A 25864-nucleotide genomic window follows, 5' to 3' on the forward strand; every position below is an offset into this window, starting at 1 on the left:
CGGGATCACATGAACGAGCAGATCAAGGTGGCCGTACTGGGCCGCAACGGACGCATGGGCTCCGAGGCAGTGAAGGCCATCACGGACGCCTCGGACATGGAACTCGTCGCGGCCCTCGGTCGCGGTGACGACCTGCAGGAGATCGTGAGCTCCGGCGCGCAGGTGATCGTGGACCTAACGGTCCCGAGCGCCACGCGGGAGAACGTGCGCTTCGCCGTGGAACACGGTATCCACGCGGTCGTGGGGACCACGGGCTGGGACGACGCCACTCTGGCCGAGCTCGAGTCGTGGCTCGCCGATTCCCCGGACACGGGTGTGCTGATCGCCCCCAATTTCGCGGTGGGTGCGGTGCTCGCCATGAAGTTCTCCGAGATGGCCGCGGCGTTCTTCGAGTCCGTGGAGATCGTGGAGCTGCACCACCCCCAGAAGCTCGACGCCCCGTCCGGTACCGCGGCGCGAACCGCCGCGCTCGTGGCCGCCGCGCGCGAACGGGCCGGTGTGGCGCCGTCGCCGGATGCCACGGAATCCGATCCGCACGGCGCACGCGGTGCGGACCTGGACGGTGTGCACGTGCACTCGGTGCGGTTGCGCGGGCTCGTGGCCCACCAGGAGACCCTGCTGGGCAACACGGGGGAGCAGCTGACCGTGCGCCACGATTCCTTCGACCGCGTGTCCTTCATGACGGGTGTGCTGTTGGGCGTGCGCTCGGTCGCAAAGCACCCGGGGCTGACCCACGGCTTGGACGGCTACATGGACCTGGGGCTGTGAGCCGCGCCCGTTCCTTCTCCGGTCTGCGCTGGTGGGCCACGGCCGTGATCGTGCTGCTCGTGATCACGGTGCTTATCCTGCCGATCTCCGTGGGCTCCAAGATCTGGCTCGTCGCCATGCTCGCGTTCGCCGCGGTATTCACCGTGCTCGAGGTGGGTGCGAAGGGTCGTATCCTGGCCGCGCTCATGGTCGGGCTGCTGGCCCTGTACCTCGCCTTGGCCTTCCACCGGGCGGTCCTGTTGCTCGGCACGGGGGGCTGGCTGCCCACCCTGCTGGGCGTGGCCATGCTCGTGATCCCCGCGGTGGGCACGTGGGCCATGGTGCGCGAGATCGTCTTCGGCGCCCGCACCGAACGCCTCGGCCGGGAACTCGCCGCGCGCGGTGAGCTTCCCGCGGACGATCTGCCGAGGACCCCGTCCGGACGGTACGTGCGGGCCGCCGCGGACGAGCACTTCGACGTCGTGCGCCGCGAGGTCGAGGCGTTCCCCACAGACTGGGGCGGGTGGTACCGACTGAGCCTCGCGTACTCCGCGAGCGGCGACGGCCGGCGGGCACGCAGGTCCATGCGCACCGCCATAGCCCTACATCGGGGGACGGATCCGGAAACGGTGCTCGCCCGCTCTGGGCGGTAACCTGTGGATATGACACACGACAGCGCACCTGCGCGGACGCAGCGATCCGCGCCCATGTTCGGGTCCCTGCTCACTGCCATGGTCACGGTCTTCCACGACGACGGCTCGGTGGACCTCGAGGCCACGGGTCACCTCGCCGAGCAACTCGTGGACGACGGTTGTGACGGTCTGGTGGTGTGCGGCACCACCGGTGAGTACTCCACTATGACCGACCAGGAGAACCTTTCGGTCTTCCGTGCCGTCAAGGACGCCGTGGGCGGGCGCGTGCCGCTGCTCGCGGGGACCGGTTCGAACGACACCGAGCACTCTCGCTTCCTGTGCCTCGAGGCGCAGAAGATCGGGATGGACGGCCTGCTGATCGTCACCCCGTACTACAACAAGCCCAGCCAGGCGGGGGTCGAGGCGCACTTCCGTTCGCTTGCGGACTCCGTGGACACGCCCGTCATGGTGTACGACATCCCCGGGCGCTCGGGGATCCCGATCGAGCCCGAGACCATGATCTCCCTGGCCTCCCACCCGAACATCGTGGCCGTCAAGGACGCCAAGGCGGACTTCATGGCCGCCGCCCGGGTCATGGCCGAGACAGACCTGCTCTTCTACTCCGGCGACGATGGTCTCACCCTCCCGTGGATCGCGCTCGGCGCGTCCGGGCTCGTGGGTGTGACCACCCACATCGACACCCCGCGCTACCGCCAACTCGTGGACGCCTCCCTGGCGGGGGACCTCGAGACCGCGCAGCGGCTCAACGAGGAGTTGTTGCCGCTCGTGCGTGCCACCATGACCCGGATCCCCGGGGCCGTGGCCGCGAAGACCATTCTTCATTGGCAGGGCCGCCTGCCGAACAACACGGTGCGCTTGCCGCACGTGACACCCACACAGGCCGAGCTGGAGCAGATCCGCTCGGACCTGAGCACGTCGGTGATCGCCGACACGCTGACCACCTGAGATGAAAGGGGTCTCATGACCCATTGGAACACCACCGACCTCTCCGAACCGTCGGCACTCGCGAAGGACACCCTGCGAGTCATCCCCCTGGGCGGTCTGGGCGAGGTCGGTCGGAACATGACCGTGTTCGAGATCAACGGGCAGCTGCTCGTGGTCGACTGCGGTGTCCTGTTCCCCGAGGAAACCCAGCCCGGCGTGGACCTGATCCTGCCGGACATCAACCACATCCGTGAGCGCCTCGACGACATCGTCGCGATCGTGCTCACCCACGGGCACGAGGACCACATCGGCGCGGTCCCGTACCTGCTCAAGCGCCGCCCGGACATCCCCATCCTGGGCTCGCAGCTCACGCTCGCGTTGATTGAGGCCAAGCTGCAGGAGCACCGGATCAAGCCCTTCACCATGGCCGTGCGCGAGGGCCAGGTGGAGCGCCTTGGTGAGTTCGAGTGCGAATTCGTGGCCGTGAACCACTCCATCCCGGACGCCCTGGCAGTGTTCCTGCGCACCAAGGCCGGGACCGTGCTGCACACCGGTGACTTCAAGATGGACCAGCTGCCCCTGGACGGGCGGATCACGGACCTGCGTCACTTCGCCCGCCTGGGCGAGGAGGGTGTGGACCTGTTCCTCACGGACTCCACCAACGCCGAGGTTCCCGGGTTCATCGCGTCCGAGAAGGCCATCGGTCCCGTGCTCGCAGACGTGGTCGCCCGCGCCAAGCAGCGCGTCATCGTGGCGTCGTTCTCCTCCCACGTCCACCGCGTGCAGCAGGTGCTCGACGCCGCCGTGGCCAGTGGTCGCAAGGTCGTCCTGATGGGCCGATCCATGATCCGCAACATGGCGATCGCCGAGAAGCTCGGGTACCTGGACGTGCCGCCCAATGTGCTCGTGGACCAGAAGAAGGTGGGCGACTACCGGGACGATCAGATCGTCATCATGTGCACCGGTTCCCAGGGTGAGCCCATGGCCGCGCTGTCCCGCATGGCCAACGGGGACCACAAGGTCCAGGTCAACGCGGGGGACACCGTGATCCTGGCGTCCTCCCTGATCCCGGGCAACGAGAACTCCGTGTTCCGCGTGATCAACGGGCTCATGCGCCTGGGCGCGGAGGTGGTGCACAAGGGCAACGCCAAGGTCCACGTCTCGGGTCACGCCGGGGCGGGCGAGTTGCTGTACTGCTACAACATCGTGGAACCCGAGTACGTCATGCCGGTCCACGGCGAGATCCGGCACCTGATCGCCAACGGCAACCTGGCCCAGGAAACCGGCGTCCCCGCGGACCACGTGCTGCTCGCGGAGAACGGCACCGTGGTGGACATGCATTCCGGCGCGGCCAAGATCACCGGGCAGGTGGAGTGCGGGTTCATCTACGTGGACGGCTCCTCCGTGGGTGAGATCACGGACGCGGACCTCAAGGACCGCATGACCCTCGGTGAGGAGGGCTTCATCTCCGTGATCACCGTGGTCAACCGGGACACCGGCAAGATCGTCTCCGGCCCGGACATCCACGCGCGCGGCGTGGCCGAGGAGGACACCGTGTTCAACGAGATCCGCCCCCGGATCTCCGCGGCCCTTGAGGACGCGCTCGGCGAGAGCGGCAAAAACCACACGACCCACCAGTTGCAGCAGATCGTGCGGCGCACCGTGGGCTCGTGGGTCTCCCGCAAGCTGCGGCGCAAGCCCATGATTGTGCCCGTGGTCGTCGAGGCCTGACGCCCCGAACCACCGCACTGCGCAGCGGCCCGCCCGAATCCGACTCCGGGCGGGCCGCTGCGCGTCCGGGTACCCTGGGGGCATGGCGTCTCGAACTTCCCCCGCGCGCTCCTCGAAGGCCTCCGGCAGGTCCTCGAGTTCCGCGCGTTCCCCTAAGAACGGCAAGAAGGCCCCCGCACGGTCCACATCCGCACGCTCCGGATCCACGGGGCCCTCGGCCGGTTCCACCGCCCTGCACGGGGTGGTCAACGCGTGGTCCGGCGCCGGACACGTGGTGGGGGCCGCGGTGCGCCGCGTGGGGACCGTGCGCACGGACATGGCTCCCGAACAGCGCCGCGACGGTGGTGCGCTCGTGTGGCTCGTGCTCGCCGTCGTGATCGCCGCGGTCGAGTGGTGGAACCTGCGCGGCGTGGACCTCGCGCTCGTGGCGATCCCCGCGTCCTGGGTGCACGCGATCGTGGGCGGGACCTTCGGGTTCATGGCCCTCGTGCTGCCCATCTTCTGCTTCTTCTTCGCGATCCGCGTCTTCCGTCACCCCGAGACCACGCAGGCCAACAACCGCATCGCGATCGGTCTGCTCGCGCTGTCCGTCGCCGGCGCGGGCACCGCGCACCTGCTGGGCGGCGCGCCCGGTCTGGGTGACGGGTTCGACGCCGTGTGGCGCGCGGGTGGTTTCGTGGGCTTCCTGGCCGCGGACCCGTTGGCGTCCCTGATCACCCGATGGGGCGCGCTCGCGGTGTTCGTGCTGCTCGCGGCGTTGGCCGTGCTCGTCATGACCGCCACGCCCGTGGGGGAGATCGGGCCGCGCTTGCGCGAGCTCTACCGCCGTCTCACGGGCCAGTACGAGCCTCGCGCGACCGACGTCACCGATCCCGCGCACGACCGCTCCTACCTCGATTCCACCCGGCCCACACGCGAGAAGCGCTCCCGGCGCTCCGAGCGACGCAAGCAGCGCCACGAGCTGGAACGCTACGACGGTGACGAGGCGTTCGAGCGCGCTGTCGTGGGCGAGGTCAACCGCCGCGAGGCACGGGACGCGGGATCGACAAGCGTGTTCGACGTCGGCTCGCACGCGGAGCGCTCCGCGCGCCGGGGTTCTGCCGGTGGGTCCTCCTCCGTGCGCGACGCCGCGCAGGCGGCGGGCTCTACCGCGGCGTCCGAGGTCCAGGACACCGACGCGATCCCGAACCCGGAGGCCGCCTTGCGCCCCGGCGAGAAGCGCCCCACCAAGTCCCAGCGCGCCGCCCAGAAATTACGCGAGGAGCAGGGGATCGCGCCCGCGGCGGATACCGCGGCGGCGTCGGACGCGCCCGCCCTCAAGGTGGACGATGACGCCCAGCCGCGCACCCACACGCCCGCGACACCCATCCCGGCCCGCTCCGAGCAGCTCAAGCTGCAGGGCGACGTCGCCTACAGCCTCCCGCCCGTGGCGGACCTCGTGGAGGGCCCGCCCGCCAAGGAACGCTCCGAGGCGAACGACCAGGTGGTCCGGGCGCTCACGAGCGTGCTCGAACAGTTCAAGGTGGACGCCGAGGTCACCGGCTTCTCGCGCGGGCCCACGGTCACGCGCTACGAGATCGAACTGGGCTCCGGGACCAAGGTGGAGCGCGTCACGGCGCTGTCCAAGAACATCGCGTACGCGGTGGCGTCCGCGGACGTGCGGATCCTCTCGCCCATCCCGGGCAAGTCCGCGATCGGCATCGAGATCCCCAACACGGATCGCGAGACCGTGGCGCTGGGGGACGTGCTGCGCTCGCAGAAGGCCCGGGCGTCCGAACACCCCATGATCATGGGCGTGGGCAAGGACGTGGAGGGCGGCTTCGTGCTCGCGAACCTCGCCAAGATGCCGCACATGCTCGTGGCCGGTGCTACCGGTGCGGGTAAGTCCTCGTTCGTGAACTCCATGATCGTCTCGATCCTCATGCGCTCCACCCCGGACGAGGTGCGCCTGGTCATGGTGGACCCCAAGCGTGTGGAACTCACCGCGTACGAGGGCGTGCCGCACCTGATCACCCCGATCATCACCAACCCCAAGAAGGCCGCCGAGGCCCTGCAGTGGGTCGTGCGGGAGATGGACGCGCGCTACGACGACCTCTCCCACTTCGGCTACAAGCACATCGACGACTTCAACAAGGCCGTGCGCAACGGGAAGGTGCAACCCGAACCCGGGTCCAAGCGCACCATCCGCCCCTACCCGTACCTGCTCGTGATCGTGGACGAGCTCGCGGACCTCATGATGGTGGCCCCGCGGGACGTCGAGGACGCGATCGTGCGGATCACCCAGCTCGCGCGTGCCGCTGGCATCCACCTCGTGCTCGCCACGCAGCGGCCCTCGGTGGACGTCGTGACCGGTCTGATCAAGGCCAACGTCCCGTCCCGGATGGCGTTCGCGACGTCCTCGGTCACCGACTCCCGAGTGGTGCTGGACCAGCCCGGGGCGGAAAAGCTAATCGGCCAGGGTGACGCCCTGTTCCTGCCCATGGGCGCGTCCAAGCCCATGCGTGTGCAGGGCGCGTGGGTCTCCGAGTCTGAGATCCACAAGGTCGTGGAGCACGTGAAGTCGCAGATGAGCACGCACTACCGCGACGACGTCGTGCAGGAAGCGCCCAAGAAGACGATCGACGAGGACATCGGGGACGACCTCGACGTCCTGCTGCAGGCCGCCGAGCTGATCATCACCACGCAGTTCGGGTCCACGTCCATGCTCCAGCGCAAGCTGCGCGTGGGTTTCGCGAAGGCCGGGCGGCTCATGGACCTGCTCGAGTCACGCGGCGTGGTCGGGGCGTCCGAGGGGTCCAAGGCACGTGACGTCCTCGTCAAGCCGGATGACCTCGCCGCGACCCTCGCCCTGATCCGCGGCGAGGAACCGCCCGCGCAGAGTACACCGGCCGCCGCAGACGGTGCGCTCGCGGCGTCGGCGTCCGGCGAGGACCTCGTGGCGGCGTCGCTGTCGAACGTGGCCCACGACTACCACGACGGGTCCGACCAATCCGAGGATGCATGGGAGTTGACGGGACGATGACGGTTAACGACGGCGCGGCGGCGCCCGGGGCGCCCGCCCCCAACGCCTCCAACTGGAACCTGCCGAATGCCCTGACGGCACTGCGGATCGTGATGGTCCCGTTCTTCGTGTGGTTCCTGGTGGCCGGGGGGACCCACGGCCAGGACTCCATGGGCATGCGCTGGGCCGCCGTGGTCACGTTCGGGCTCGCGATGCTCACGGACAAGCTCGACGGGGACATCGCCCGGGCGCGCAACCTCATCACGAGTTTCGGCAAGATCGCCGATCCCATCGCGGACAAACTGCTCACGGGTGCCGCGTTCGTGGTGCTGTCCATGCTCGGGGAGCTGTGGTGGTGGGTCACGATCGTGATCCTGGTGCGCGAGTGGGGCATCACGCTCATGCGATTCGTGGTGATCCGCTACGGCGTGATGGCCGCGTCCAAGGGCGGCAAGACCAAGACCGTCCTGCAGACCGCGGCGCTGATCGCCCTGCTGCTGCCGCTCACCCCCTTCGTGGGGCAGTGGTGGCTGTGGTTCGCATGGGTGCTCACCGCGCTCGCGTTGCTCGCCACCGTGATCACGGGCATCGACTATGTGATCAAGGCCGTGCAGTTGCGCAACCGGGCCGTGCGCGGGGATGCGGCGTGACAGAGAACCGGCCGGGGTACGACGCCGCGGAGCTCGTGCGCCGCGCCGTCGCTCGCGGGGTCACGGTGGGCACGGCCGAATCTCTCACCGGGGGCGCGCTCGCATCCGCGATCGTGACCGTGGCGGGTGCCTCGGCGTGTTTCGAGGGAGCGGTCGTGAGCTACTCGCACGCCGTCAAGGAACGCGTGCTGGGTGTGTCCCACGAGCTGCTCGAGGAACGCGGCGCGGTGGACCCGCAGGTCGCGGTGGCCATGGCCCGCGGTGCGCGCGAGCGCCTGGGCGTGGACTGGGCCGTGTCCACCACCGGGGTCGCCGGGCCGGAACCGCACGACGGACACCCCGTGGGAACCGTCTTCGTGGGGATCGCGGGTCCGGGTGTGGAGCGGGTGGAGCGTTTGGATCTCAGCGGTGACCGGGCCGAGATCCGGCAAGCCACCGTGGGCCGCGCGCTTGACGCATTGACGACTCAAATCTCATTCCCAGCCAACGCCTAGTGTTTTTAGGCCGCCGAGCGGGAACAATCGAACACGTAAGCCCGTTATGGATATCAGAGGTTGAGCCCGATGGGCTCAAGAGGCCTCGACCACTGCGTCGTCAGCGATGCAGAAGGCCCCGTCAATTCGTACGAGGAGAAGCAATTCACATGACGAAGCAACCCGTGTCTGTCAATGGTGTTGTCCGTTGGAAGGACGTGGGTGTGTCCGATGAAGCTCACGGGAAAACCAATGATGTCAAGGTCGGTGTCCTGCGTCAGGAGATAGGCGAGGTGCTGCGCAACGTCCGCCAGCGTCAGGGCCGGACCCTGCGCGAGGTCTCGCACAGTGCCCGCGTCTCGCTGGGGTACCTGAGCGAGGTGGAGCGAGGACAAAAGGAAGCCTCCTCCGAATTGCTCGCGTCCATCTGTGCGGCACTGGACATCCCCATGTCCCAGATGCTGCGCGAGGTCGCGGATCGTCTCGCCTACGCCGAGGGCACGTTCATCCCTGACACCGTGCCGTCCGAGCTCACGGAGGAGTTCACGCGGGAGATGCGTCAGTTGCGCGGTGGCACCGCCGCCGGCGCGCACTGAGTCAGACCCCGCTCGCTGCGGCCGAGTCGGCCGCGGTCCACCAGACCAACGAACGGACCCGCCCGGTGGGCGGGTCCGTTGCTCGTTGCAGCACCGTGGGGTCCGCACAGCGTGGAGAGTTAGCGGATCTATGCAGCGTCGATACCGAGGAGAAGTTGTTCATGCGAGTCAGTGCGTTCTGGGACCTGATGTCCCACGAATTCGGGGCGGCGTACAGCCGGGTTCTCGCTCGGGATCTCGTTTTAACCGAGTTGGGTGAGCGCACGGCCGCGGAGGCCCTCGAGTCCGGGACGGACCCCAAGACGGTGTGGTTCGCGGTGTGCCGCGCCCAGGAGATCCCCGAGTCCCGGTGGTGGGGTCCGGATCAACCGCCCCGGCGCTGAGTTCGCCGTGGGCGACGTGCGCCACGCCGTCTTCGAAGGTATATTCGAATCAGCTCACGCGCGCTCCACAACCCGTCCGGTCGCTTATGGCTGTCGGACCCCCTTTGTACCGTGGAACGCGAAGACATCGACAGGGCCGCCCCGGCCCCCGAGAACCGAGGTGAAACATGGCAGCCAAGTCCAAGGGCGCACCGGCACCCTCTCAGGTGGCCGGATCCGATCGTCAGAAGGCACTGGACACCGTCCTGTCCCAGATCGACAAGAACTACGGCAAGGGATCGGTCATGCGGCTGGGGGATCGCCCCGCCAACAAGATCGAGACCATCCCCACCGGTTCCATCGCGCTGGACGTCGCACTGGGTATCGGCGGGTTCCCCCGCGGCCGTGTCGTGGAGATCTACGGCCCGGAATCCTCGGGTAAGACCACCGTGGCCCTGCACGCCGTGGCCAGCGTCCAGAAGGCCGGCGGGATCGCCGCCTTCATCGACGCCGAGCACGCGCTGGACCCGGTCTACGCCGAGAAGCTCGGTGTGGACACGGACAACCTGCTGGTGTCCCAGCCGGACACCGGTGAGCAGGCGCTCGAGATCATGGACATGCTCGTGGGTTCGGGCTCCATCGACATCATCGTGATCGACTCCGTGGCGGCCCTCGTGCCCAAGGCGGAGATCGAGGGCGAAATGGGCGACAGCCACGTGGGTCTGCAAGCCCGGTTGATGTCCCAGGCTCTGCGTAAGATCACGGGTCGGTTGTCCCACACCAACACCACCGCGATCTTCATCAACCAGCTGCGCGAGAAGATCGGCGTGTTCTTCGGCTCCCCGGAGACCACCACGGGTGGTAAGGCGCTGAAGTTCTACGCCTCCGTGCGCGTGGACGTCCGCCGGATCGAGACCCTCAAGGACGGTGCGAACCCCGTGGGTAACCGCACCCGCGCCAAGATCGTCAAGAACAAGATGGCCCCGCCCTTCAAGCAGGCCGAGTTCGACATCCTCTACGGTCAGGGCATCTCCATCGAGGGCGGCCTGATCGACATGGGCGTGGAACACGGCATCGTGAAGAAGTCCGGTGCGTGGTTCACCTACGAGGGGGACCAGCTCGGCCAGGGCAAGGAGAACTCGCGCCGCTTCCTCAAGGACAACCCAGAACTCGCCCAGGAGATCGAACGCAAGATCCTGGTCAAGCTCGGGATCAGCGAGGACCCGGACCAGGCCTCCCAGGACACGGAGGGGTTCGGCGACGATCCCCAGGACCTGGATCCGGATGCCCCGTTCGCACCGGCCAAGGACGAGACCGAACTTCCGGCATTCTGAGCTGACGCCGTCCCTCCATGACTGAGTCCGAACGCTATAGCTCCCGGCGCCGCCGGGCCTCCGATTCCCATTGGGGCCCGGCGGCGCCGCCCGCGTCCGCGGAGTCACCGGGTGAGGCGGAGGCCGATCCCCGCGAGGTCGCCCGCGCGATCGTCCTGCGCCAGTTGAGCGCATCGGCCAAGTCGCGGCGCCAGCTCGAGGACAAACTCGCGGACCGCAACGTCCCCGAGGACGTCGCCCGGGAGGTGCTCGACCGGTTCGAGGAAGTGAACCTCGTGGACGACCGGGCCTACGCGGGGATGTTCGTCAGGTCCCGCGCCGAGACCCGCCGGTTGTCCCGCTCGGCTCTGCGCCGGGAACTCGCGCAGCGCGGGATCACGGGTGAGATCGCGGACGAGGCCCTTGAACAGCGTTCCGACCACGACGAACTGCGGGACGCCCACGTCCTCGTGCGCAAGAAGTTGCCCGCCTCCTTGGACCCGTCGGACCGCAAGGAACGCGACCGGCTGACCCGCAGGCTCGTGAGCATGCTCGGACGCAAGGGGTATCCGCCGGGACTCGCGTTCGCCGTGGTCAAGGAGGAGCTGGGCGCGCTGGAGTCCTCGGCGGAGGAGTTCGAATCGGAGGAGTTCGCCGGTGACGAGTTCTCCGCAGACGGGTTCCCGGGAGACGGGTCCTCGGGAGATGAGTACGCCGCGGGCGGGTCCACAGTGGGCGGGCGCGATCGGCCGGATCCGGACGGCGCCCATGTGTGGGACACGCCCTGATCGGTGCCCCTTTGGCCGTGGACGGCCGAGTTCCAGCAATTTGACCGCGTCCCTAAAATGGTGAGGTGACTCAGATGCCCCATGCCGTGCAGGAACCCGTGATCGCCACCGATGCACCCGCCTACGAAGTGCGCACTCTCGGATGCCAGATGAACGCCCACGACTCCGAGCGCATCACGGGACTGCTCGAGAGCGCCGGATACGTTCCCGCGGTGAACCGTGATCCGGACCTGGTCGTGTTCAACACGTGTGCCGTCCGAGAGAACGCGGACAACAAGCTGTACGGCCAGCTGGGTCAGCTGGCCCCCGTCAAGCGGCGCAACGAACGGTTGCAGATCGCGGTGGGCGGCTGCCTCGCCCAGAAGGACCGCGCCACCATCGTCGATAAGGCCCCGTGGGTGGACGTGGTCTTCGGGACCCACAACATCGGGTCCCTGCCGGTCCTGCTGGAACGCGCCCGGCACAACGAGCAGGCCCAGGTGGAAATCCTGGAAGCCCTCGAGACGTTCCCGTCGGCACTGCCGACCAAGCGGGAACAGGCCTATGCGGGGTGGGTGTCCATCTCGGTGGGGTGTAACAACACGTGCACGTTCTGCATCGTCCCCCAGCTGCGCGGCAAGGAGAAGGACCGCCGTCCCGGGGACATCCTCGCCGAAGTCCAGGCGCTCGTGGACTCCGGTGCGGTGGAAGTGACCCTGCTGGGGCAGAACGTGAACTCGTACGGCGTGGAGTTCGGTGACCGCGGGGCGTTCGCCAAACTGCTGCGCGCCTGCGGGGACATCCAGGGGTTGGAGCGGGTGCGCTTCACGAGTCCGCACCCCGCGGCCTTCACGGACGACGTGATCGATGCCATGGCGGAGACCCCCAACGTGATGCCTCAGTTGCACATGCCGCTGCAGTCCGGTTCGGACCGGATCCTCAAGGACATGCGGCGCTCGTACCGTTCCAAGAAGTTCCTGGGCATCCTGGACCGGGTGCGTGAGCGGATCCCGCACGCCGCGATCACCACCGACATCATCGTGGGCTTCCCAGGGGAGACCGAGCAGGACTTCCAGGACACCCTGGACGTTGTGGAGGCCTCCCGGTTCTCCTCCGCGTTCACCTTCCAGTATTCGGTGCGCCCGGGCACTCCCGCCGGGGAGATGGCGAACCAGGTCCCCGCCCCCGTGGTGCAGGAACGCTTCGAACGTTTGACCGCCCTGCAGGACCGGATCAGCGCGGAGTTGAACCGCGAGCTCGTGGGCGCGCGCACGGAGGTGCTCGTGAGCGCCCAATCGGGCCGTAAATCGGAAGCCACGCACCGACTGAGCGGGCGGGGCCCGGATCAGCGGCTCGTGCACTTCAGTGTCCCGGACGGAGCCGAACACCCGCGCCCGGGTGATTTCGTCACGGTTCCGGTGACCGGGGCCGCCACGTACCACCTGCTCGCGGACCCGCGGGACGCGAACGAGTACAGCGTACGGCGCTCCCGCGGCGGGGACGCGTGGGAGGCCGCCCAGGCGGAATCGTGTGGTGTGCCGTCGTCGTCGGGCAAACCCGCCGCCGTGGGGCTGGGCATGCCGTCGCTGCGGAAGCCCTGAGCGCGGTATGACCCGGGGGACGCAACGCCCGGTCGTGGCGGTCGTGGGGCCCACGGGGACCGGGAAGTCGGACCTCGGGATCGCGATCGCCCAGCGCGTGGGCGGGGAGATCGTCAACGCGGACGCCCTGCAGTTCTACCGGGGCATGGACATCGGGACCGCCAAGCTGCCCCCGGAGGAACGCGGGGGAGTGCCGCACCACCTGCTCGACATCTTGGACCTGCACGAGGAAGCGTCGGTCGCCGCGTTCCAGACTCGCGCTCGCACCGTCATCGCCGAGATCGAGGAACGCGGCAACGTGCCCGTCCTCGTGGGCGGCTCGGGACTGTACGTGCGCGCGGTGCTCGACCACATCGAATTCCCCGGAACCGATCCGCAGCTGCGAGCGCGGGTCGAAGCCGAGCTGCACGAGCACGGGCACGCCCGCATGCTGCAGCGGCTCGCGGACGTAGATCCCGAATCGGCGGCCACGGTCAAGGACGACCGCAGACTGGTCCGGGCGATCGAGGTGCATCGGCTGACCGGACGGCCCTTCACGTCGTTCATGCCCGAGCGCCGGTACGTGCGGCCCACGGTGCAGATCGGTCTCGCCATGGCGCGGGACGTGCTCAACGAGCGGGTGGCCCGCCGCGTGGACACCATGCTCGAGCGGGGGTGGCTGGACGAAGTACGAGCGCTCGCGGCCCGGGGGCTGCGCGAGAGCCCCACCGCCGGGAAGGCCCTGGGGTACCCCCAGTTGCTCGCGGTGCTCGACGGCACGAGTACGCTCGAGCGCGCCCGGGACGAGACCGTGACCGCCACCCGCAGGTTCGTGAAGCGCCAGCGCACGTGGTTCCGGGCGGATCCTCGCGTGCACTGGTTGCGCGCGGACGATCCCGCGGGACCGTCCGCGCTGCCGGAACGGGCAATGGACGTCGTCCGGGCTCAGTATGATGGCGGCGATGACTGACACGACCGAGGGGACGGTAGGCAGCGTGAACTGGCAGGAACTGGCGGGCGTGCGCGTGACCAAGGCGCACGGCACGGGAAACGACTTCGTGGTCTTCACGGACCGGGACGGCACCCTGGACGTCTCACCGGACACGGTCGCGGCGGTGTGCGACCGACACCTCGGGCTGGGCGGTGACGGCCTGATCCGCGCCGTGCGCACCGAGCACGTGGCCGATGCCGGCGAGCTCGCCGAAGCGCACCCGGACGTCGAATGGTTCATGGACTACCGCAACGGGGACGGTTCCGTGGCGCAGATGTGCGGTAACGGGGTGCGGGTGTTCGTGGACCACCTCGTGCGCGAGGGGCTCGTGAGCCTCCCGCGCGGTTCCCAACTGCGCATCGGCACGCGCGCGGGGATGCGCACCGTGGCGCGTACGTCCGACGGCTACGCCGTGGACATGGGTCCGTGGAGCTTCGAGGATGGGGACGCCGCGCGCGAGCGCGGTTCGGATTGCCTCGTGAATGCGGAGGGCCTCACGGTCCCGCGCCCGGGGGTGTCCATCAGCATGGGCAATCCCCACACGGTCGTGGCCCTGTCCGAGGGCGAGAAGTTGGACGGGCTGGACCTACACACCGCGCCCGTCGTGGAACCCACCCCTCCCGAGGGGACCAACGTGGAGTTCGTGGTGCCCTCGGACGACGGCGATTCTGAGTTCGGTCGCCTCGAGATGCGCGTCCACGAACGGGGTGTCGGCGAGACGTACTCGTGCGGCACGGGAGCGTGCGCGGCCGCGGCGGCCACCCGGTTCTGGGGCGGTCCCGACTCCCCGGACCGCTGGTTCGTGCGTGTCCCCGGGGGCGTGCTGTCCGTGACGTTCGTGCCCGCCCCGGACGGCACCGAGCATGTCGTCCTCGCGGGTCCGGTGCGCGTGGTGGCCACCGCCGAACTCGTCTGAGTCGGTCGCGTTCGTGCCGCGGTGGGCTGAGTCGGGAGGGCCTCGCCGCGCGGCCCTGTTGCATGCATCGTCCGACGACGACGCTGCGCGCCGACTCCCAGCCCGACTCCCCTGATACCGGTTCCCGACCCAACGACCGGGGGTGTGGCTTCCAACGCCGTACACGCAACCCCGGTTCCCGGCCCGGCATGCGTGCCTCCGCGCGCCTCAGGCGCGCTGGACGGTGATGACGCGGAAGCCCTTGTCGGTTGCGGCCCGGTCCACGCAATACCCCTCACCCAGGGTGGCCGCGAGCCAGCGCTGCAGCGAGTCCCCACCCAGGTTCTTCTGTACCACGAGCCACGCCGTACCACCGGGCGCGAGGCGGGGGAGCCACATCATGAGGATGTCGTGCAGTTCCTGCTTCCCCACGCGGATCGGCGGGTTGGACCACATGGTGTCGAACGTACGATCCGCGGGTACGTCCTCGGGTAGATGGGTCTCCACGCCCGTGAGACCCAGCTCCCGCGCGTTCGCCGCAGTCAGCCGCAGGCTGCGTTCGTTGACGTCCACCGCGGTGACCGTGGCACTCGGTGCAGCGAGCGCGAGGGCCAGGGTGATCGGCCCCCACCCGCACCCGATGTCGAGCAGGTTCCGCCCGTGCGGATCGGGCACGTTGCGCAGCAGCGCGGCGGTTCCCTTGTCCAGGTCCGAGGGGGAGAAGACCCCCGCTGCCGTCCCCACGTCCACGGTGCGGCCCCGCAGCTCCACGGTGATCCGCCGCGGTTTCTCCGCGACGGACGGGTCGGACACGAAGTAATGCTGCGCGGGATTCTCGGGGACCATGGCTCCACATGCTAGTGCCCCTGCCCGTCGTGTCAGTGCCCGGCGCTAGACTTGGTCAACCGTCTCCAGCCATAGATCAAGGAAATATGACGCAATCTCACCAGCACCAGAATCCCGCTCCGAGGCAGCCCGGACACTCCGCGGAACTGACCGGACCGGAACTGGAGGACGTCGTCTCGCGTGTCCTGGCCCGTGCGCGCACACGCTCCGAACCCACCCACGTACATGACGCCGGTCAGGACGACTTCGACGATGAACGGGGCGTCCACGGCGCCCGCGACCACGACGCGTCGTACGCCGCGGGCGGCGGACACGATCACCTGGGCCGCGCCCGTGAGCTCGCGGACGCGGACCACGTCCAGGTCGAATCCGACGGCGATCAGCAGGACCTCGCCGAACGTCACGCGCTGCGCCGTGTCGCCGGACTGTCCACCGAGCTCGAGGACGTCACCGAGGTCGAGTACCGGCAGCTGCGGCTCGAGCGCGTCGTCCTGGCGGGTCTGTTCTCGAGCGGGACCCTGGCCGATGCGGAGAACTCGCTGCGTGAGCTCGCGGCGCTCGCGGAGACCGCCGGTTCCGAGGTCATGGACGGTCTGCTGCAGCGGCGCGTGACCCCGGACCCCGGCACGTACCTTGGCTCGGGCAAGGCCCTGGAACTCAAGGACGTGGTGGCCGCGACCGGTGCGGACACCGTCATCGTGGATGCCGAGCTCGCGCCGTCGCAGCGTCGTGCTCTTGAGGACGTCGTGAAGGTCAAGGTCATCGACCGCACGGGCCTCATCCTGGACATCTTCGCCCAGCACGCCAAGTCCAAGGAGGGCAAGGCGCAGGTGGAGCTGGCGCAGCTCGAGTACATGCTCCCGCGTCTGCGTGGTTGGGGTGAGTCGCTGTCCCGGCAGGCCGGTGGCCGTGCGGCCTCGGGTGAGGGCATCGGTAGCCGTGGTCCCGGTGAGACCAAGATCGAACTGGACCGGCGCCGGATCCGCCAGCGCATGGCCAAGTTGCGTCGGGAGATCGCGGCCATGAAGCCGGCGCGTGAGACCAAGCGACTCAACCGCAAGCGTCATTCCGTGCCCTCGGTCGCGATCGCGGGGTACACCAACGCGGGTAAGTCGTCCCTGCTCAACCGGTTGACGGATGCCGGGGTCCTCGTGGAGAACGCGCTGTTCGCCACGCTGGATCCCACGGTGCGCAAGGCCGAGACCCCGGACGGGATCGGCTACACGCTCGCGGACACCGTGGGCTTCGTGCGCTCGCTGCCCACCCAGTTGGTCGAGGCCTTCCGCTCCACCCTGGAAGAGGTCGCGGACGCGGACGTCATCGTGCACGTAGTGGATGCCTCCCACCCGGATCCGGAGGGTCAGCTCAAGGCCGTGCGGGACGTCCTCACGGACGTGGGGGCCAATGACATCCCGGAGATTGTGGCCCTGAACAAGGCCGACATCGCGGATCCCGTGGTGCTGGGCCGTTTGCGCAATCACGAGCACCCGTCGGTGGCCGTGTCGGCGCGCACGGGAGAGGGCATCGAGGAATTGCAGCGGTTGATCTCCTCCGCTATTCCGCGCCCCAACCACGACATGGAACTGCTCGTGCCCTACGTTCACGGCGAGGTGGTCTCCCGGCTGCACGCCCAGGACGCCGAGATCCTGCGCACGGAACACACTCCCGAGGGCACGCGGTTGCGTGTGCGCGTTCGCGAGGAACTCGTGGGCGAACTCGAGCCCTACCGCGTGTTGGAGCTCGGGAGCCCGGCCGCCGCGCCCACCGCGGAGGATCCCGCCGGAGCATGAGCGCATCGTTCGTCGACGAAGCGGGGCACGACCTCTCGGACGTCCGCCCCGAAACGCTGCCCGGCGCGGTGGACACGCTCGAGCTCCTCGACTCCGCCGTGACCGCGCTGGGCGGGCAGCGTCGGGAGGGACAGCGGTTCATGGCGGCCAAGGTCGCCGAGGCCCTCGAGACCGGCCGGCATCTGTTGGTCCAGGCAGGGACCGGTACGGGTAAGTCGCTCGCATACCTCGTCCCGGCCCTGCGCCACGCCCGCACCGCGGACAAGCCCGTGGTCGTGGCCACGGCCACGCTGGCCCTGCAGTCCCAGATCACGGGCCGGGACGTCCCCCGCTTGCTCGACGCGCTCGAGGACGAACTGGACGACCGCCCCGTCGTCGCGCTGCTCAAGGGCCGCTCCAACTACGCGTGCCTGCACAAGGTCGAGGGCGGCTACCCGGACGACGACGGCGCCCTGTTCGACGTCCCCGGTTCGGGACCCGCCGCAGGGGGCGCGGATCGCCCCCTCGGTGGCTTGGCCCAGCAGGTGCTGCGGTTGCGGGAATGGGTCGAGACCACCGAGACCGGGGACCGGGACGACGTCCAGCCGGGTGTCACGGACGCCGCGTGGCGGCAGGTCTCCGTGACCGCCAAGGAGTGCCTGGGGCGCAAGTGCCCCCTCGTGGAGGAGTGCTTCGCCGAGCGCGCCCGGGCCGAGGCCGGCGAGGCGGACGTGGTGATCACCAACCACGCGCTGCTCGCGATCAACGCGTTCGAGGGGCTCGCGGTCCTGCCCGAGCACGACGTCGTGATCGTTGACGAGGCCCATGAGCTGCGGGACCGGGTCACGGGTGCCGTGACCGCGTCGCTGTCCGCCGCCGCGGTACGAGCGGCGGCCACGGCCGTGCGCAAGCACACCGCGGCGTCGAGCGATGCACTCGAGAAGGCCGCGCAGGCCTTCGATCTCGCCTTCGACCCCGACCCGTCCGGACTGTTGCCACGAGGCTTCACCGAGGAGCAGGTCTACGCGGTCGGTGGCGTTCAGGATGCCGCGCGCACGGGGCTCAGTGACACCAAGGGCGATTCCAAGGGCGAGGACGCGGCACGTCACGCGGCCCGCTCACGATTGTCCGAGCTGTTGGACACCGCCGAACGCATGCTGTCGGCGGACACCGCCCATGACGTCCTGTGGATCTCCCGCGTGGGTCGCTGGTCGCCCACCGAGGGATACGTGGGAATGTCCGAAGGGGAACCGGCGACCCTGAACATCGCGCCGCTCAGCGTCGCGGGGCCCCTGCGGGAGGGGTTGTTCGACGGGCGCACGGTCGTGCTGACCTCGGCGACCCTGGCCGTGGGGTCATCGTTCTCGTCCACGGCCGGGGCTCTCGGCCTGCAGGGCCCGGGGTCCCCCGCGTGGCGGGGCGTGGACGTGGGCAGCCCCTTCGACTACCGCCGCCAGGGCATCCTCTACGTGGCCAAGCACCTCGCGAAACCCGGCCGTGGCGTCTCGGAAGAGCAACTCGAGGAACTGCTCGGGCTGCTCGAGGCCTCGGGCGGCGGCGCGCTCGGTCTGTTCTCGTCCCGCCGGGCCGCGGAGGACGCGGCGGAGGCGCTGCGCGATCGTACAGAGCTGCCCATCCTGTGCCAGGGGGACGCCTCCCTGCCGTCCCTGGTCAAGGAATTCACCGACGATCCCTCAGCGAGCCTGTTCGGAACCATGAGCCTGTGGCAGGGAGTGGATGTGCCGGGGCAATCGTGCCGACTGGTCGTGATCGACCGGATCCCGTTCCCGCGCCCGGACGATCCCCTGGGCACCGCCCGCACACGCGCGGCCGAACGGGCAGGCGGCAACGGGTTCATGTCGGTCTCGGCCACCCACGCCGCGGTGCGCCTGGCGCAGGGCGCCGGCCGACTGATCCGTGCGAGCGGGGACAAGGGCGTCGTCGCCGTGCTGGACTCGCGGCTCGCCACGGCGCGCTACGGGTCCTTCCTGGCCCGGTCCCTCCCGCCGCTGTGGCCCACCACGGACCGCTCGACCGTTCTCGGGGCGTTAGAGCGATTGGCGCGCTCCTGAGCGTTCGACGTCGCTGTGCTCACATCCGTGGTGCCGTCTAGGGAGACGCGCGTTGAGTGCCTCCGTGCGCTCCCCGCCGGATCATGCGCGGGTCGGCGCACGGTATTACGGCGCGCGCCGCAGCCCTGTGAGCGCGGGCCCGTGGTCCGGAGCGCGAGCACGGGCGGTTCCGAGGCGGTGCACGCCGCCGGGTCCCGCGTGACGCGACGCGCGGTTCCCGGAACCGTTCGGAGGGCGAGCTACAGGGAGCGGAAGACCGAGACGACCTTTCCCATCACGGTCGCGTGATCACCCAGGATGGGTTCGTAGCGGGTGTTCTGGGGCAGCAGCCACGTGTGGCCGTCGCGCTGGCGGAAGGTCTTGACGGTCGCTTCGTCGTCCAGCAGGGCAGCCACGACGTCCCCGTTCTGCGCGGAGTTCTGTTGGCGCACCACGACCCAGTCGCCGTCGCAGATGGCAGCGTCGATCATGGAGTCCCCGGAGACCTTGAGCATGAACAACTGGCCGTGACCCACGAACTGCCGTGGCAGGGAGTAGACCTCCTCGACCGATTGTTCGGCGGTGATGGGACCACCGGCGGCGATGCGCCCCACGAGCGGTACGGGGACCATGGCGTCGTCGTCCGCGGCGGGCAGGTCGCCCATGGTGTGCACCGCGGGGGACGCGGCGCCCGATGCGCGGGTCGCCAAGGACTCCACGGAACCCGCGGGCTCGTCGGCCGGCCCCAGGTGGCGGTCGAGTTCCTCCACGCTCAACGGGCGCAGGACCTCCATGGCGCGGGGTCGGCGCGGATCCCGGCGCAGGTAGCCCCACTTCTCGAGCTGGCCGAGCTGATGGGTCACGCTGGACAGGGACGCCAGACCCACGGTGTCACCGATCTCACGCATGGACGGCGGGTAGCCGCGCGTGGTGATGCAGCGCTGCACGGCACCGAGGATCCGTGCTTGTCGAGGGGTGAGCGTGCGCGAGCGTCGGTCGGACGCCTGCTGATTCGGGGAAGAAATGCTCACGTGCGGGGTCCTTTCACCGTCCACGCTGTGCACACCCTGCGGTGGGCCGCGGAGGCCGCTTATGCGTGTCGGAGACGTGGGGTCAACTAACTCCTGTGTGACCTCGAGCTTAACCTGCGCGCGTCCCCGGGTTCAAATATGTGTTCGAAAAGGTCCTCGACAGCATTCGTACACCCGTGCTAGAACTGTTGGTAGAGATTCGAAAATGTGTTCTAAATACGCTTCGCGTTCGAACACCGCCACCTTCGGGTGGATCCGGTCAGATCACCAGGAGGTAGCCATGACCGCTCTCACCTTGTCGCGATCCGTTCGTTCCGCCACGGCTGCGTCCTCCGCCGCCGTGCGCGCTCGTACGTCGGCCCGTGCCGCGTCCGTCCAGGCCGCCCCGCGCGCCGCTCACTCGCCGCTGCAGCTCACCCGCCGCGGCCGGTTCTTCCTGATCGGACTGCCCTTCGTCACGGGAGCGGCGGCCCTGTTGGTGGTCGCCGCCGTCTTCCTGCTGCCGCCCACGGTCAAGGCATCCACGGAACCGGCGGGGGCGCCCGTGACCCACAGTGTCACGGTGCAGGCGGACCAGACCCTATGGGAGATCGCCGCCGTCGCGGACCCGCAGCGGGACACCCGCGAGGTCATGAACGACATCGCCGAGCTCAACGGTCTGACGTCCTCCACCCTGCACACCGGTCAGGTCCTGGAGGTCCCGTCCCGCTGACGGTGACCCGTCGGTGACGTGATCCGTCGGTGCCAAGTGAGCGACTCCTGGTGCGCCGACAAGCTCCGGGCGGTGTCACGACTGGTCCGGGAATCGACACACCGTGAGACGTCGTGTGACCGGATATGCGCCGAGTCCATAGACTGGTCTGGTGAATTCTCGTGATGATTCTCTCGAAGCCCTTCCGCTGCGCGACGACCTGCGGGGCCTGTCTCCCTACGGTGCTCCCCAGCTGGAAGTCCGTGTCGCACTGAACACCAACGAGAACACCCATCCGGTTCCCGAGCCCGTGGTTCGGGCCATCACGCGGCGCGTCACCGATACCGCGGCGTCCCTGAACCGCTACCCGGACCGGGACTTCACCAATCTGCGGACCGCCCTAGCGTCCTATCTGGGTCACGAGCTGACCGAGGACAATCTGTGGGCCGCCAACGGGTCCAACGAGATCCTGCAGCAGATCCTGCAGGCCTTCGGTGGGCCGGAGCGCTCCGTGTTGAGCTTCGTCCCCACGTACTCGATGTACCCGTTGCTCGCCCTCGGGACCGGAACGCGGTTCATCGCGGGGGAGCGCGCCGCGAACTTCTCCCTGTCCGCGGAGTCGGCGGCTCGCCAGGTGGGCGAGCACGCCCCGAACATCGTGTTCCTGTGCTCGCCCAACAACCCCACCGGGACCGCGCTCGGACTGGACGTCGTCGAGGCCGTGTACGAGGCGGGGGAGGACCGCAACACCATCGTCGTCGTGGACGAGGCCTACGCCGAGTTCGCGCGCTTCGGAACCTCCTCGGCGCTAACCCTGCTTCCCGGCCGTCCCCGGCTCATCGTCACGCGCACCATGAGCAAGGCGTTCGCGTTAGCGGGTGCACGGCTCGGATACTTCGCCGCGGACCGCTCCGTTGCGGACGCTATGCGCCTCGTGCGCTTGCCGTACCACCTGTCCTCGGTGACCCAGGCGACCGCACTGGCCGCACTCGAACACCACGAAACACTGCTCGGCACGGTCGAGGACATCAAACTGCAGCGCGACCGGATCGTGGACGAGCTCAAGCGACTGGGCCTGACCCCCGCCGAATCCGATTCCAACTTCGTGTTCTTCGAGTGCGGCGGGGACGCCCACGCCATGTGGCAGGGTCTGCTCGACCAGGGCGTCCTCGTGCGGGACGTGGGGATCCCCGGCCACCTACGGGTCACCGCCGGGACGGAAGCGGAGACCACCGCGTTCCTCGAGGCCGTGGAGTCCTACCTCGCCCGGTTCTGAGCCGGACCGTCCGGGCCAAGATTCTGAACCGGCCCGGCTCGTCTCGAACCGTGGGACCGGTCGGAGCGCGGCCCCATGGTCCCACCCCAGCCATCTAGACTGGACCCGCCCGCCGAGCCGTCGCCGGGCGTCGTCCCCGAGGAGATGTCGTCTTTCATGAGCGCAGTCGAGAACCACCGCACCGCCACGGTGGAACGCGTGACCAGTGAATCCACCGTGCGCGTGAGCCTGGACCTGGACGGGACGGGTACGTCCTCGATCGAGACCACGGTGCCGTTCTACAACCACATGCTCACGGCACTGTCCAAGCACTCCCTGATCGACCTGGACATCCAGGCCCACGGGGACACGGACATCGACGTCCACCACACGGTCGAGGACACAGCGATCGTCCTGGGTGATGCGCTGCGCCAGGGACTCGGGGACAAGCGGGGGATCCGCCGTTTCGGGCAGGCCACCGTGCCGCTCGACGAGGCACTCGCGTCCGCCGTGGTGGACGTGTCCGGGCGACCCTACGTGGTGCACACGGGTGAACCGGAGGGCCAGCAATACCACTTGATCGGTGGTCACTTCACCGGGTCGATGACCCGCCACGTCTTCGAGTCCCTGGCCTACCACGCCCAGTTGTGCCTGCACGTGGAAGTGATCCGCGGCCGCGATCCGCACCACATTGCCGAGGCCCAGTTCAAGGCGCTTGCGCGGGCGTTGCGCGAAGCCGTGGAGCCCGACGCCCGCATGGCCGGCGTGGTCCCGTCCACCAAGGGCGCCCTGTGAACGGGGCGGAGCAGAACATGACGGAGGCGTCGAGCGTTGTCGTCCTGGACTACGGCGCGGGCAATGTGCGCTCTGCCGTGCGCGCCCTCGAGGAGGCCGGCGCGCGGGTGGTGCTGAGCGCCGATCCGCGCGACGTCATGGACGCGGACGGTCTCGTGGTCCCGGGCGTGGGCGCCTTCGCGGCCGTCATGGAGGGATTGCGCGCGGTGGACGCCCCGCGGCTCATCGATCGCCGGTTGAGCGGTGGCCGTCCGGTGCTAGGGATCTGCGTGGGCCTACAGGTCATGTTCGACCGCGGCGTGGAACACGGTCACGAGTCCGAGGGACTGGCACAGTGGCCCGGGACCGTGGAACGCCTCGACGCTCCGGTGGTCCCGCACATGGGCTGGAATGAGGTGCGCCCGCCGGAGGGCTCGGTACTGTTCCGCGGCATCGAGGACGAGCGGTTCTACTTCGTGCACTCCTACGGGGTGCGGGAGTGGGAATTCGACCAGAGCATCGAGCACATGGTGCCCCCGGGCGTCACCTGGTCCGAGCACGGAGCGCCCTTCGTGGCCGCCGTGGAGAACGGTCCGTTGAGCGCCACGCAGTTCCACCCCGAGAAGTCCTCCGCGGCGGGGATCGCCCTGCTGCGCAACTGGCTGTCCACGCTGCCGCGCACCGGACGCATGGCCGGGCGCATCCCCGCACCGGGTTCGGGGGTCCCGGCATGACCGCATCGGTGCTGCTGCTCGTGGCGGGGGCGTTCTTCGTGGGCGGGGCGATCTCCTTCCATCAGCAGCGCAAGCCGCTGTGGAGCGTGGTGTTGCTCGCGTTGGTGGCCCTCGTGTTGATCGGCTACGGGGGCTACTCGTGGTTCACGAGCGTGTGAACCGGGCGTAGTGCCGTCGTCAACGGGTACGGGGCGCGCGCCGCACCGCGACAATCCAATCAACCACCGGACCACCACGGCGCCCGCGGGCGCCACGTGAGGAGAGACATGACCGAGACCACCGAACGCCGTTTGGAACTGCTGCCCGCGGTGGACGTTCAAGGGGGCCAGGCCGTGCGCCTGGTCCAGGGGGAGGCCGGCTCCGAGACCGGCTATGGCGATCCGCTCGAGGCCGCCCTCGCGTGGCAGGACGCGGGCGCCGAATGGTTGCACCTCGTGGACCTCGACGCCGCTTTCGGTCGCGGTGACAACATCGAGGTCCTGCGCCGCGTGGCTGCGAACCTCGACCTCAGGATCGAGATGTCCGGCGGGATCCGGGACGACGAATCCCTCGAGCGCGTCCTGACCCTGGACCCCGCGCGCATTAACCTGGGCACGGCGGCGCTCGAGAACCCCGAGTGGACGCGTCGCGTGATCGCCGAGCACGGGGACAGGATCGCCGTGGGTCTGGACGTGCGCGGCACCACGCTCGCCGCGCGCGGCTGGACCAAGGACGGCGGCGACCTGTGGGAGGTGCTGGAGCGCCTCGAGGCCGACGGCTGTGCGCGGTACGTGGTCACCGACGTGACCAAGGACGGCACGCTGCGCGGGCCCAACACCGAGCTGCTGGCCGAGGTCGCCCGCCGCACGGACAAGCCCGTGGTGGCCTCGGGCGGAATTTCGTCTCTCGAGGACCTCGCCGCGCTGCGCGAGCTCGTCCCCGCCGGCATCGAGGGCGCGATCGTGGGCAAGGCGCTCTACGCCGGCAAGTTCACCCTGGCCGAAGCCCTGGACGTCGCCGGTCGCCCGAGTGCCTGAGCACCGCGCGGATCGCGGGCCCGGATGCGAAGCGCACCCGCCCTCCGGGCGCGGTGACCACGACGTTTCCGGCCCCAGCGCACGCGTTTCCGGGGCCGACGGCGCTCGCGCCCTTCCCGCGCACATCGCCGCCCAGCTGCGCTCGGCCGGTGGCCCCACAGACACCGGCGGTCAGTCGTGGGAGGGTCGCAATTTGGGGGAGGGTACGAGCCACACCCACCAGTTTCCCGACGACCCCGGCACCGCGGATCCGAATGTCGCCTGCGCACTTGACGCATGGCGCGCGGGGACAGTGGGCGAGGAGGAGGTCGTGGCCGCGCTCGCCGGGATCCGGGTGTTCGTGCCCATCGTGGCGCAGGTGTCCCAGTCCCACATCACCGAGGACGGCCTGGTCTCCGACAAGGAAGCGGACATGGCCCTCGTGAGCTTGCAGGCCGCTGACGGCCGCAAAGCCCTGCCGGTGTTCACATCCACCAGTGCACTGACCGCATGGAACGCCCGGGCCCGACCGGTCGCCGCGGACATCCGCCGCGCCGCGCTGTCCGCGGTGCAAGACGGCTCCGCGCTGCTTGTCGTGGATCCGGGGGCGGATCCGGCCTTCGTGGTCCGGCGCCCCGCCCTGTGGGCCGTGGCACAGGGACACGAGTGGACGCCGTCGTACCGGGATGTCGCGGTGGACGACGCCGTCACGCGCGCGGCACTCGGGCGCTCGGAGATCGTGGCGGCGCTCGCCGGCCCGGGTCGCGGTGTGAATGCCGCGCGGTCCGACGGCGCCGCGTTACGCGGTGGGGGCGAGGGCCCGGAGCTCACGGTCACCCTGCAGTTGCGGGTGGGGCTGTCCGCCGACGAAATACAGGCAGCAGTGGGGCATTACCAACAGCAGCTCGCGGCCCAGCCCGTCATGGCGAAGGCGGTGGATTCGATCGAGGTCCGGCTCACCGCGTGAGGTCACTGCGTGAGATCACAGCGTGACGTCGCCGTCTGACGTCACCAAGAGGAACGCGGCGCACGACC

At 69.2% G+C, this 25864-nt stretch carries 25 protein-coding genes; 23 read left to right on the plus strand and 2 right to left on the minus strand.

The window, feature by feature from the left end:
* Window positions 1–9 precede the first annotated feature (9 nt).
* The 14 genes from dapB to dapF all read left to right on the plus strand — a co-directional run bounded on the left by dapB (window position 10) and on the right by dapF (window position 14704).
* Window positions 10–768, plus strand: a complete 759-nt coding sequence (gene dapB / locus RF646_RS10115) for a 4-hydroxy-tetrahydrodipicolinate reductase (RefSeq protein WP_144998840.1) — start codon at window positions 10–12, stop codon at window positions 766–768.
* The gene (locus RF646_RS10120) at window positions 765–1400 is read left to right on the plus strand and encodes a hypothetical protein (protein ID WP_368835894.1); all 636 of its coding nucleotides are present in this window, start codon (window positions 765–767) and stop codon (window positions 1398–1400) included. The genes dapB and RF646_RS10120 overlap by 4 nt, the downstream gene beginning before the upstream one ends.
* 9 nt (window positions 1401–1409) lie before the next feature.
* Window positions 1410–2345, plus strand: a complete 936-nt coding sequence (gene dapA / locus RF646_RS10125; RefSeq protein WP_085106682.1) for a 4-hydroxy-tetrahydrodipicolinate synthase — start codon at window positions 1410–1412, stop codon at window positions 2343–2345.
* A 15-nt stretch (window positions 2346–2360) separates the two neighbouring features.
* Window positions 2361–4055 (plus strand): ribonuclease J, encoded by a 1695-nt coding sequence (locus RF646_RS10130; protein WP_085106683.1) that lies wholly within the window; start codon window positions 2361–2363, stop codon window positions 4053–4055.
* A gap of 82 nt (window positions 4056–4137) precedes the next feature.
* Window positions 4138–7077 (plus strand): DNA translocase FtsK 4TM domain-containing protein, encoded by a 2940-nt coding sequence (locus RF646_RS10135; RefSeq protein ID WP_368835895.1) that lies wholly within the window; start codon window positions 4138–4140, stop codon window positions 7075–7077.
* Window positions 7074–7706: a CDP-diacylglycerol--glycerol-3-phosphate 3-phosphatidyltransferase gene (pgsA, locus tag RF646_RS10140; RefSeq protein WP_064845955.1), complete on the plus strand. Its 633-nt coding sequence runs from the start codon at window positions 7074–7076 to the stop codon at window positions 7704–7706. Before RF646_RS10135 ends, pgsA begins: the two co-directional genes overlap by 4 nt.
* On the plus strand, window positions 7703–8200 hold the full coding sequence (locus RF646_RS10145; RefSeq protein WP_239318182.1) for a CinA family protein: 498 nt from the start codon (window positions 7703–7705) through the stop codon (window positions 8198–8200). The genes pgsA and RF646_RS10145 overlap by 4 nt, the downstream gene beginning before the upstream one ends.
* A 149-nt stretch (window positions 8201–8349) precedes the next feature.
* Window positions 8350–8775 carry a helix-turn-helix domain-containing protein gene (locus RF646_RS10150; protein WP_064845953.1) on the plus strand — a complete coding sequence of 142 codons (426 nt, stop codon included), beginning with the start codon at window positions 8350–8352 and terminating at the stop codon, window positions 8773–8775.
* Window positions 8776–8936: 161 nt separating this feature from the next.
* Complete coding sequence (locus tag RF646_RS10155) at window positions 8937–9158, plus strand: DUF3046 domain-containing protein (protein ID WP_035963868.1); 222 nt, start codon at window positions 8937–8939, stop codon at window positions 9156–9158.
* A 167-nt stretch (window positions 9159–9325) separates the two neighbouring features.
* Window positions 9326–10471, plus strand: coding sequence for a recombinase RecA (recA, locus tag RF646_RS10160; protein WP_085106687.1), 1146 nt, complete (start codon window positions 9326–9328; stop codon window positions 10469–10471).
* 17 nt (window positions 10472–10488) lie between these two features.
* A complete protein-coding gene (locus RF646_RS10165; protein WP_167318650.1) occupies window positions 10489–11238 on the plus strand; it encodes a regulatory protein RecX in 750 nt (249 codons plus the stop codon).
* Window positions 11239–11312: 74 nt separating this feature from the next.
* Window positions 11313–12818: a tRNA (N6-isopentenyl adenosine(37)-C2)-methylthiotransferase MiaB gene (gene miaB, locus RF646_RS10170; protein WP_239318253.1), complete on the plus strand. Its 1506-nt coding sequence runs from the start codon at window positions 11313–11315 to the stop codon at window positions 12816–12818.
* A gap of 7 nt (window positions 12819–12825) precedes the next feature.
* Window positions 12826–13767: a tRNA (adenosine(37)-N6)-dimethylallyltransferase MiaA gene (gene miaA / locus RF646_RS10175; protein WP_368835896.1), complete on the plus strand. Its 942-nt coding sequence runs from the start codon at window positions 12826–12828 to the stop codon at window positions 13765–13767.
* On the plus strand, window positions 13760–14704 hold the full coding sequence (dapF, locus tag RF646_RS10180) for a diaminopimelate epimerase (protein ID WP_242670443.1): 945 nt from the start codon (window positions 13760–13762) through the stop codon (window positions 14702–14704). Before miaA ends, dapF begins: the two co-directional genes overlap by 8 nt.
* A 207-nt stretch (window positions 14705–14911) precedes the next feature.
* Here dapF and RF646_RS10185 read toward each other — a convergent pair whose 3' ends face one another.
* Window positions 14912–15529 (minus strand): class I SAM-dependent methyltransferase, encoded by a 618-nt coding sequence (locus RF646_RS10185; protein WP_368835897.1) that lies wholly within the window; start codon window positions 15527–15529, stop codon window positions 14912–14914.
* Between the two features lie 86 nt (window positions 15530–15615).
* Between RF646_RS10185 and hflX the strand changes: the two genes are divergently transcribed.
* Both hflX and RF646_RS10195 read left to right on the plus strand, forming a co-directional pair.
* Complete coding sequence (hflX, locus tag RF646_RS10190) at window positions 15616–17319, plus strand: GTPase HflX (RefSeq protein WP_368835898.1); 1704 nt, start codon at window positions 15616–15618, stop codon at window positions 17317–17319.
* Window positions 17316–19370: an ATP-dependent DNA helicase gene (locus tag RF646_RS10195; RefSeq protein ID WP_368835899.1), complete on the plus strand. Its 2055-nt coding sequence runs from the start codon at window positions 17316–17318 to the stop codon at window positions 19368–19370. The genes hflX and RF646_RS10195 overlap by 4 nt, the downstream gene beginning before the upstream one ends.
* Window positions 19371–19609: 239 nt before the next feature.
* Here RF646_RS10195 and lexA read toward each other — a convergent pair whose 3' ends face one another.
* Window positions 19610–20380: a transcriptional repressor LexA gene (gene lexA, locus RF646_RS10200; RefSeq protein ID WP_368835900.1), complete on the minus strand. Its 771-nt coding sequence runs from the start codon at window positions 20378–20380 to the stop codon at window positions 19610–19612.
* A gap of 280 nt (window positions 20381–20660) precedes the next feature.
* Between lexA and RF646_RS10205 the strand changes: the two genes are divergently transcribed.
* The 7 genes from RF646_RS10205 (at window position 20661) to RF646_RS10235 (ending at window position 25796) form a co-directional block, all read left to right on the plus strand.
* Window positions 20661–21092: a LysM peptidoglycan-binding domain-containing protein gene (locus RF646_RS10205; protein WP_085106695.1), complete on the plus strand. Its 432-nt coding sequence runs from the start codon at window positions 20661–20663 to the stop codon at window positions 21090–21092.
* A 151-nt stretch (window positions 21093–21243) separates the two neighbouring features.
* Window positions 21244–22347, plus strand: a complete 1104-nt coding sequence (locus RF646_RS10210) for a histidinol-phosphate transaminase (RefSeq protein WP_368835901.1) — start codon at window positions 21244–21246, stop codon at window positions 22345–22347.
* A 156-nt stretch (window positions 22348–22503) separates the two neighbouring features.
* Entirely contained in the window at window positions 22504–23121 is a 618-nt protein-coding gene (hisB, locus tag RF646_RS10215) for an imidazoleglycerol-phosphate dehydratase HisB (protein ID WP_144932642.1), read from the plus strand.
* Between the two features lie 17 nt (window positions 23122–23138).
* Window positions 23139–23834: an imidazole glycerol phosphate synthase subunit HisH gene (hisH, locus tag RF646_RS10220; protein ID WP_368835902.1), complete on the plus strand. Its 696-nt coding sequence runs from the start codon at window positions 23139–23141 to the stop codon at window positions 23832–23834.
* Entirely contained in the window at window positions 23831–23992 is a 162-nt protein-coding gene (locus RF646_RS10225; protein ID WP_167318643.1) for a hypothetical protein, read from the plus strand. The genes hisH and RF646_RS10225 overlap by 4 nt, the downstream gene beginning before the upstream one ends.
* A gap of 108 nt (window positions 23993–24100) precedes the next feature.
* Window positions 24101–24850, plus strand: coding sequence for a bifunctional 1-(5-phosphoribosyl)-5-((5-phosphoribosylamino)methylideneamino)imidazole-4-carboxamide isomerase/phosphoribosylanthranilate isomerase PriA (gene priA / locus RF646_RS10230; RefSeq protein ID WP_368835903.1), 750 nt, complete (start codon window positions 24101–24103; stop codon window positions 24848–24850).
* Complete coding sequence (locus tag RF646_RS10235) at window positions 24843–25796, plus strand: SseB family protein (RefSeq protein ID WP_368835904.1); 954 nt, start codon at window positions 24843–24845, stop codon at window positions 25794–25796. Before priA ends, RF646_RS10235 begins: the two co-directional genes overlap by 8 nt.
* Window positions 25797–25864: the final 68 nt, after the last annotated feature.

The organism is Kocuria sp. CPCC 205261 (assembly GCF_040981025.1).
GTDB lineage: Bacteria > Actinomycetota > Actinomycetes > Actinomycetales > Micrococcaceae > Kocuria > Kocuria marina.

What these genes read in the sequence shown, in the direction of transcription:
- dapB (WP_144998840.1), top strand. Translation starts at nt 10, where the DNA reads ATGAACGAGCAGATCAAGGTGGCCGTACTGGGCCGCAACGGACGCATG.
- dapA (WP_085106682.1), top strand. Translation starts at nt 1,410, where the DNA reads ATGACACACGACAGCGCACCTGCGCGGACGCAGCGATCCGCGCCCATG.
- RF646_RS10130 (WP_085106683.1), top strand. Translation starts at nt 2,361, where the DNA reads ATGACCCATTGGAACACCACCGACCTCTCCGAACCGTCGGCACTCGCG.
- RF646_RS10135 (WP_368835895.1), top strand. Translation starts at nt 4,138, where the DNA reads ATGGCGTCTCGAACTTCCCCCGCGCGCTCCTCGAAGGCCTCCGGCAGG.
- pgsA (WP_064845955.1), top strand. Translation starts at nt 7,074, where the DNA reads ATGACGGTTAACGACGGCGCGGCGGCGCCCGGGGCGCCCGCCCCCAAC.
- RF646_RS10150 (WP_064845953.1), top strand. Translation starts at nt 8,350, where the DNA reads ATGACGAAGCAACCCGTGTCTGTCAATGGTGTTGTCCGTTGGAAGGAC.
- RF646_RS10155 (WP_035963868.1), top strand. Translation starts at nt 8,937, where the DNA reads ATGCGAGTCAGTGCGTTCTGGGACCTGATGTCCCACGAATTCGGGGCG.
- recA (WP_085106687.1), top strand. Translation starts at nt 9,326, where the DNA reads ATGGCAGCCAAGTCCAAGGGCGCACCGGCACCCTCTCAGGTGGCCGGA.
- RF646_RS10165 (WP_167318650.1), top strand. Translation starts at nt 10,489, where the DNA reads ATGACTGAGTCCGAACGCTATAGCTCCCGGCGCCGCCGGGCCTCCGAT.
- miaB (WP_239318253.1), top strand. Translation starts at nt 11,313, where the DNA reads ATGCCCCATGCCGTGCAGGAACCCGTGATCGCCACCGATGCACCCGCC.
- miaA (WP_368835896.1), top strand. Translation starts at nt 12,826, where the DNA reads ATGACCCGGGGGACGCAACGCCCGGTCGTGGCGGTCGTGGGGCCCACG.
- dapF (WP_242670443.1), top strand. Translation starts at nt 13,760, where the DNA reads ATGACTGACACGACCGAGGGGACGGTAGGCAGCGTGAACTGGCAGGAA.
- RF646_RS10185 (WP_368835897.1), bottom strand. Translation starts at nt 15,529, where the DNA reads ATGGTCCCCGAGAATCCCGCGCAGCATTACTTCGTGTCCGACCCGTCC.
- hflX (WP_368835898.1), top strand. Translation starts at nt 15,616, where the DNA reads ATGACGCAATCTCACCAGCACCAGAATCCCGCTCCGAGGCAGCCCGGA.
- RF646_RS10195 (WP_368835899.1), top strand. Translation starts at nt 17,316, where the DNA reads ATGAGCGCATCGTTCGTCGACGAAGCGGGGCACGACCTCTCGGACGTC.
- RF646_RS10205 (WP_085106695.1), top strand. Translation starts at nt 20,661, where the DNA reads ATGACCGCTCTCACCTTGTCGCGATCCGTTCGTTCCGCCACGGCTGCG.
- hisB (WP_144932642.1), top strand. Translation starts at nt 22,504, where the DNA reads ATGAGCGCAGTCGAGAACCACCGCACCGCCACGGTGGAACGCGTGACC.
- hisH (WP_368835902.1), top strand. Translation starts at nt 23,139, where the DNA reads ATGACGGAGGCGTCGAGCGTTGTCGTCCTGGACTACGGCGCGGGCAAT.
- RF646_RS10225 (WP_167318643.1), top strand. Translation starts at nt 23,831, where the DNA reads ATGACCGCATCGGTGCTGCTGCTCGTGGCGGGGGCGTTCTTCGTGGGC.
- priA (WP_368835903.1), top strand. Translation starts at nt 24,101, where the DNA reads ATGACCGAGACCACCGAACGCCGTTTGGAACTGCTGCCCGCGGTGGAC.